The sequence below is a fragment of the Sphingomonas sp. Leaf22 genome (assembly GCF_001421715.1).
Lineage (GTDB): Bacteria > Pseudomonadota > Alphaproteobacteria > Sphingomonadales > Sphingomonadaceae > Sphingomonas.
This window is the reverse complement of sequence record NZ_LMKP01000025.1, coordinates 20,302-27,677: the sequence shown is the minus strand read 5'-3', so window position 1 is coordinate 27,677 and position 7,376 is coordinate 20,302. Positions and strand designations below refer to the sequence as shown.

The window sequence follows — 7,376 nt, the reverse complement described above, 5'->3', positions numbered from 1 at the left end:
CCGCTTCAACCGCCGAACCAAACGCGCTTCCAAGACCCAACAAATGCTCGAGATCACCCTCGACATCTTCCTCGCCAGAAAACGCCTACAGAGTCCGAAGTGAACACTCCCCGAAACTACGGAGCCATCGTGCCGCGTCGCATACGCGTTGGATACCGAACGCGTCCGGAAAAGCGGGGCGTCCTGTCGTTTCGCTGTTTCCTATGCATGGATCGTGCCGTTCGTACCGGCACCCGGCGCACCCAGACGATGCGCCATGGCGCGAGTGACGGGGCTCGAACCCGCGACCTCCGGCGTGACAGGCCGGCGCTCTAACCAACTGAGCTACACCCGCTCTCTAGCGAGGAGGCGGGCTTTACGGAGCAGTGCCGGGGCTGTCAACGGCGCTGTTGCCATTTGGCGCATTTCGTTGCGCGGGCGGCACGTCCTGCACCAGCGTGCCGTGTTCGAACAGGAAACCGGCAATGTCGGGTTTGCCGGCACCCTTCAGCACCGTCTGGATGATGATGAGCAACGGCACCGCCAGCAATGCGCCGGGCGTACCCCATACCCAGCCCCAGAAGCTGAGCGTTATCAGGATCATCAACGGATTGATGGTCAGGCGATGCCCGACGACCAGCGGAGTGATGACGTTCGCCTCCACCAGATGCGCGCCGACCATGATCGCAGCGGGCAGCAACGCCCACCAGATATCGGTGAAGGTCATCAGCCCGCCGACCGCCAGCAGCAACGCGGCAAAGATCGGGCCGAGATAGGGCACATAGTTGAGCAGCGCGACGAGGCCGCCCCACATCAGCGGCGTCGGCATGCCGATATACCACAGGGCAAAGGCGACGATCACGCCCAGCATCAGATTGATGAAGGTAATGGTGCCGAGATAGGCCGAGGTGTCGTCGACGACGTTCTGGATCACGCGCGCGGTCGCCATCGCGCCGCCGAAGCTGCTGCGCCCGGTGATCGCGGCGCGGCGCAGGTTGGTCCAGCCGGCTAGAAAGAAATAGATGACGAGGATCGCGAAGAACATCTCCAGCAAGGCCGACGGCGCGGAGGTGGTGACGACGTCGAGCAGCGATTGCGGCGGGGCGACGCTGCTGGTCGTCTGACGCGCCGGGGCGCTGGCGACGTTGGCGATCAGGCCGTTCACGAATTTTTCGAGGCTGGCGTAGAAGTCGATCAGCGGCGCGATATTTTCCTGCACGCGGTCGATGCGGTCGGGCAGGATCGCCGCCCAGCCCCATGCCGGCACGACGATCGATGCCAGCGCGCCATTGGCGACGATCAGGAACAACAGCACGCAGAACAGCGCGGCAAGCGGGGCCGGCACCCGGTGGCGCTCCTGCCATTCGAGCAGCGGCACCAGCGCGATGGCGATCACGATCGCGGCGGTCAGCGGCAGGAAGAAGCGCGCGCCCGCCTGCAACGCGAAGGGCAAGGCCAGCACCAGCCCGGCCCCGGCGATCAGCGTCAGCGCGGCCAGCAGCCGGTCGCGGCGCAATTCCTCGGTCGGGGCATCGACCACCGCGTCGACGGGATCGGACGGCGGCGTTGCGGCGGTGCCGGTCGCACCGACCCGGTCGACAGTCGCGGATTCTGTTGCGGATTCTACCATGTGCCCTGATCACCCCCTGCGCCGTCGCGGACCGTATCGGTAACGGCGATCGACGCACCGGCCCTTAACGCGCAACGACGCAATTTGCGCCATGCCGATGTCGCGGATAGAGGCGACGCCCGATATGAGGTGGGAGAAGGAGCAGCGATGATCGACGATGGCCGCCAGCCTGCTCCCGCGCTGCGCCCGGTCGCGGCCGATCTCGACCGGCTGTCGGCGATCGACCGGCGGCGGCAGCTGATCCCGATCGCGGGCCGCGATTTTTCCTCGAACGATTATCTGGGGCTGAGCGGATCGCGGCAACTGCGCGATGCGGTGGCCGACGCCCTCGCGCGCGGCGTGCCGGTCGGGTCGGGCGGATCGCGGCTGCTGCGCGGCAATCATGCCGAGCACGAAACGCTGGAGCGCGAGGCGGCGGCCTTCTTCGGGAGCGAGGCGGCATTGTGGTTCGGCAGCGGGTTCGCGGCCAATGCTGCGCTGCTGGCGACGTTGCCGCAGCGCGGCGACCTGATCGTCCACGACGCGCTGATCCATGCCAGTGCCCATGACGGGATGCGCCTTTCCCGTGCGCCGGCGGTGGCGGCGGGACATAATGATCCGCAGGCGATCGAGGATGCGATCGTGGGTTGGCGGCGCGACGGCGGGACCGGATCACCGTGGATCGCGGTCGAAAGCCTGTACAGCATGGACGGCGACCGTGCGCCGCTCGACGACCTGATCGCGCTCGCCGACCGGCACGATGCGATGCTGCTGATCGACGAAGCCCATGCGACCGGGGTGTTCGGACCCGATGGGCGCGGGCTGGCGGCGGCGTTGGAGGGGCGGCCGAACGTCGTCACGCTCAGGACCTGCGGCAAGGCGCTGGGCAGCGAGGGGGCGCTGGTGTGCGCGCCGGCAGTCGTGTGCGACTTCCTGATCAACCGGGCGCGCGGGTTCATCTTTTCGACCGCGCCTTCGCCGATGATGGCGGCGGCCGTCCGGGCGGGTTTGCGGGTATTGCACGACGAACCGGCGCGGCGGACGCGGCTGGCGGCGCTGATCGATCATGCGGGCAAGCGGCTGGCGCGGGTCGGCGCGCGGGTCAGCGGGTCGCAGATCATGCCACTGATCGTCGGCGACGATGGGCGGGCGATGGCGATGGCGGCGGCGGTGCAGGCGGCCGGGTTCGACGTGCGCGGTATCCGGCCGCCGACGGTTCCAGCCGGTACGGCGCGGCTGCGGATTTCGTTGACGCTGAACGTCGATGCGGCGGCGATCGACGGCCTTGGCGATGTGCTGGAGCGATGGTCATGACCGTGATCGTCGTTACCGGGACCGATACCGATGTCGGCAAGACGGTGTTCGCCGCCGCGCTGACCGGGGCGCTCGGCGCATCCTATTGGAAGCCGGTGCAGGCCGGGACCGATGACGGAACCGATCGCCAGCGGGTCGCCCGGCTGGCGGGGATATCGCCCGAGCGCATCCTGCCCGAGGCCTATGCGCTGGCCACCCCCTGTTCGCCGCATCGTGCGGCGGTGATCGACGCGGTGACGATCGATCTTGACCGGCTGGCGCTGCCACAGGTCGACGGGCCGCTGGTGGTCGAGGGCGCGGGCGGCGTGCTGGTGCCGATCGTCGGGCGCACGACGTTCGGCGACCTGTTCGCACGCTGGCAGCGGCCGGTGGTGCTGGTGGCGCGCACCGCGCTCGGCACGATCAACCACAGCCTGTTGTCGATCGAGGCACTGGGGACGCGGGGCGTACCGTTGCTGGGCGTCGCCTTTGTCGGGGACAGCGTGGCCGATAGCGAAGACACGATCGTTCGGCTGGGCAATACCAGGCGTCTGGGGCGTCTGCCCCGGCTCGACCCGCTCGACCCTGCGACCTTGGCGGAGGCCTTTGCCGCCCATTTCGACGTGGAGGATTTCCGGTGAGGTCGTCGCCTGTCTGGCATCCCTTTACCCAGCATGGATTGCAGGAGCCTGTCCCGCAGATCATGCGCGGCGACGGGGCCGCGCTGTGGACGGCGGACGGGCGGCGGATCGTCGATGCGATCTCTTCGTGGTGGGTGACCACGCACGGCCACAACCATCCGCGCATCGCCGCCGCCATCGCCGAACAAGCCGGACGGCTCGATCAGATCATCTTTGCCGGATATACGCACGAGCCGGCCGAGACGCTGGCGGCGGGGCTGTGCGCCCTGCTGCCCGACGCGCTGACCCGGGTGTTCTTTTCCGATTCGGGATCGACCAGCGTCGAAGTCGCGCTGAAGATGGCGCTGGGATATTGGCGCAACCGGGGCGAGGATCGGCACCGCATTCTCGTGCTCGACCATGGCTATCACGGCGATACGATCGGGGCGATGTCGGTCGGGGCGCGGGGGGTATTCAACCGGGCCTATGCGCCGCTGCTGTTCGATGTCGGGTCGATCCCCTTCCCCGATGCCGGGCACGAACAGGCGACGTTCGACGTGCTTGAGGCGGCGTGCCGGACCGGGGCGGCGGCGTTTATCGTCGAACCGCTGGTGTTGGGCGCGGGCGGGATGCGGCTGTATGCGCCGGCAGTTCTGGCGGAGATGCACCGGATATGCGCGACGTACGGCGTCCTGTTCATCGCCGATGAAGTCATGACCGGCTGGGGCCGCACCGGCACGCTGACCGCGTGCGAACAGGCCGGGGTGGTGCCCGACCTGATGTGCCTGTCAAAGGGATTGACCGGCGGTGCCATTCCGCTGGCGGTGACGATGGCGAGCGAACCCGTCTTTCAGGCGCATTACGGGCCGGACCGGGCGACGATGTTCTTTCATTCGTCGAGCTATACCGCGAACCCGATCGCCTGCGCCGCGGCCAAGGCCAATCTGGCGATCTGGCGCGAGGAGCCGGTGGCCGAACGGATCATGTCGCTGACCCGGCGACAGGCGGCGCGACTGGCGGCGCTGGCGACCCATCGCCGCGTCGCGAACGCCCGCCAGCTTGGCACGATTACGGCGTTCGAACTGGATGGCGACGAAGGCTATCTGTCGGACCGTGCGCCGAAATTGCTGGCGCGGTTTCGCGAGGCGGGCCTGTTGCTCCGTCCGCTCGGGTCGACGCTGTACGTCATGCCGCCCTATTGCATCGACAACCGCGATCTCGATGCGATCTATGCGGCATTGGGCGAGGCGTGCGACGACGCCTGATCGAGGCTCAACCGCCGAGGATCGAGCGGTATAGCGCGTGGTAGCGTTCGGCCATCGCCTCGACCGAAAAGTGCTCGGCGACGCGGGCTCGACAGGCGGCGCGGTCGATCTCTTCCACGCGGTCGATCGCGGCGATCGCTTCGTCGAGCGTGTCGACGAGGAAGCCGTTGACGCCGTGCTCGATCAGTTCGGGCATCGACCCGCGGTTGTAGGCGATGACCGGCGTACCGCAGGCCATCGCCTCGACCACCGACAGGCCGAAGGGTTCATCGAAGCCGATCAGGTGGAGCAACGCGCGGGCACCCCCCAGCAGGTCGGTTCGCGCCGTGCCGCCGACCGCGCCGTGATAGACGATGCGGTCGCCATCGATATGCGGCTCGACCTGTTCGCGCCAGTAGCGGTCGTCCTGAACGATGCCCGCCATGTGCAGCCGGCGGCCGCTGGCCTGTGCCGCCGCGACGGCTTCGGCCGCACCCTTGTCGGGGTGCATCCGGCCGAAGAAGAGCAGGTCGTCGCTGCCCTCGGCATCGAACGGAAAGTCGTTCAGGGGAATGCCGTGATGGATCGTCGCCGCATAGCGCAGCGACGGGTGGCGATCGGCGTCGCTGATCGCGACATAGTGCACCCGGTCCTGATAGGGCGCGTACATCGGCAGGATGCGGTCCGATGAAAAACCGTGGATGGTGGTGACCATCGGCGTATCGACCAGCCCCGAAAAGGCGTGGGCGGGAAAGTCGGCCTGATTGTGGATCAGGTCGAATTCGTCGGCGCGTTCGAACAGATGGGCGAGGTGCGCGAACTCCCACACTTTCGCGTCGATTGACGGGTCTTCGCTGTACGGTGCGGGGACCACCCCGGCGAGCGTCGCCGACGTCTGGCTATCGAGCGTGGCGAACAGCGTCACGTCGACACCGCGCGCGACCAGCGCCTCGGTCAGCAGGCTGGTGACCAGTTCCCACGGGCCGTAATGTCGCGGTGGCGTACGCCACGCGATCGGGGCGAGCATGGCGATACGCATCAGTCGACTTTCAGGATCAGGCCTTCGTCGGGGCGAAGGGAGGAAGCGGTGGCGGCGTCATGGGTCGAGAGGATGACCGTGCCGGGTTCGAGATCGATGGCGGCCGTTCGGTGGCCGAGGTTGAGCGCGATGCGATAGCGATCGGTGCCGTCGCTGCGCAGATAGGTGAGGACGTCGCCTTCGGCACGGACGTCGCCGATCGTGCCGGTCGCAAGCGCCGGCGTGGCGCGGCGCAACGCCAGCAGGTGGCGGTACAGGGTCAGCGTCGAGTCCCGGTCGTCCGCTTGTGCGGCGACGTTGAGCGGAAGATGTGCCGGGTCGATCGGCAGCCACGGCTCGCCGGTGGTAAAGCCGCCCTCCTCTGTCCATGGCAGCGGAGTCCGGACCGGGTCGCGGCCCAGCCCCAGCCCCGGTTCGCGCAGTTCGCGCGGGTCCTGAACCTTGCCGGCGGGAACCTGCGCGTCGGGGAGGCCCAGCTCATCGCCCTGATACAGCGTCGGCGTACCGCGCAACGTCAGCAGCAGCATCGCCGCCACCCGCGCCTGTGCCGCGCCGACGCGGGTGGCGATGCGCGGGCGGTCGTGATTGCCCAGCACCCAATTGGGCCAGCCGCCGGTCGGCAGCGCCGCTTCATACTCGGCGATGCGCCCGGCAAGTTCGGCGGCGTTCCAGCGCGCCTCGATCAGCTGGAAATTGAACGGCAGATGCACTCCGGGGGCGTCGGCCGGTCCGTAATAGGTCATCAGCCGGGGTACGGGCAGATAGATTTCGCCGACCAGCATCGCATCATAGCGATCGGCCAGTTCGCGCATGTCGGCGGCGATTGCGTGGACTTCGGGCTGGTCGGTCGAGTTCAGCTGCAACACGCGGTGCATCTCGCCCATCCCTTCGCGATAGTCGGGGTTGGGCGGATTGTCGGGGAAATCGGCGTGCTTTACCATGTGCCACAGCACGTCGATGCGAAACCCGTCGACGCCGCGGTCGAACCAGAAGCGCATCGCGCCCAGCATCGCCGCGCGGACTTCCGGGTTGCGCCAGTTCAGATCGGGCTGTTCGGGCAGGAAGGCGCGCGAATAATATTGGCCGGTGGCGGCATCGAACGTCCATGCCGGCCCGCCGAAATCGCTGATCCAGTTGTTGGGCGGGCCGCCATCGGGCGCGGGATCATGCCAGACATACCAGTCGCGCTTCGGGTTGTCGCGCGACGATCGGCTCTCCACGAACCATGGATGCCGGTCGGAGCTGTGATTGGGCACGAAATCGAGCAGGACGCGCAGGCCCAATCCGTGTGCCTTGGCGAGCAGCGCATCGAAATCGGCGAGCGTGCCGAAGCGGGGATCGATGCCGGTATAGTCGGCCACGTCATAGCCGAAATCGGCCATCGGCGACGGAAAGATCGGTGAGATCCACAGCGCATCGACGCCGAGCGATACGAGATGATCCAGCCGGTCGGCGATGCCGCGCAGGTCGCCGATCCCGTCACCGTCGCTGTCGGCGAAGGACCTGGGATAGATCTGATAGATGGTGGCGGCCTGCCACCATGGTTGCGCGGATGAAACGATCACGCGCGGACAAGCCGCCAGCGGGAAAAA

At 67.5% G+C, this 7,376-nt stretch carries 6 protein-coding genes and 1 tRNA gene; 3 read left to right on the top strand and 4 right to left on the bottom strand.

Annotated features, from left to right (window positions below; genetic code table 11):
- Positions 1–257: 257 nt before the first annotated feature.
- A tRNA-Asp gene (locus ASE70_RS12080) sits at positions 258–334 on the bottom strand.
- 21 nt (positions 335–355) lie between these two features.
- Positions 356–1,609 (bottom strand): AI-2E family transporter, encoded by a 1,254-nt coding sequence (locus tag ASE70_RS12075; protein ID WP_082451000.1) that lies wholly within the window; start codon positions 1,607–1,609, stop codon positions 356–358.
- Between the two features lie 147 nt (positions 1,610–1,756).
- On the opposite strand from ASE70_RS12075, the gene ASE70_RS12070 reads away from it, so the two are divergent.
- From ASE70_RS12070 to ASE70_RS12060, 3 genes are read left to right on the top strand one after another with little or no spacing between them, the layout of a single operon-like run.
- Positions 1,757–2,902, top strand: coding sequence for an 8-amino-7-oxononanoate synthase (locus ASE70_RS12070; RefSeq protein WP_056400708.1), 1,146 nt, complete (start codon positions 1,757–1,759; stop codon positions 2,900–2,902).
- Positions 2,899–3,522: a dethiobiotin synthase gene (gene bioD, locus ASE70_RS12065; RefSeq protein WP_443024875.1), complete on the top strand. Its 624-nt coding sequence runs from the start codon at positions 2,899–2,901 to the stop codon at positions 3,520–3,522. The genes ASE70_RS12070 and bioD overlap by 4 nt, the downstream gene beginning before the upstream one ends.
- Entirely contained in the window at positions 3,519–4,766 is a 1,248-nt protein-coding gene (locus ASE70_RS12060; protein ID WP_056400716.1) for an adenosylmethionine--8-amino-7-oxononanoate transaminase, read from the top strand. The genes bioD and ASE70_RS12060 overlap by 4 nt, the downstream gene beginning before the upstream one ends.
- A 7-nt stretch (positions 4,767–4,773) precedes the next feature.
- Here the strand turns inward: ASE70_RS12060 and ASE70_RS12055 are convergent, their stop codons facing one another.
- On the bottom strand, positions 4,774–5,784 hold the full coding sequence (locus tag ASE70_RS12055; RefSeq protein ID WP_056400720.1) for a glycosyltransferase family 4 protein: 1,011 nt from the start codon (positions 5,782–5,784) through the stop codon (positions 4,774–4,776).
- Positions 5,784–7,346, bottom strand: a complete 1,563-nt coding sequence (locus tag ASE70_RS12050) for an alpha-amylase family glycosyl hydrolase (protein WP_056505135.1) — start codon at positions 7,344–7,346, stop codon at positions 5,784–5,786. Before ASE70_RS12050 ends, ASE70_RS12055 begins: the two co-directional genes overlap by 1 nt.
- Positions 7,347–7,376: the final 30 nt, after the last annotated feature.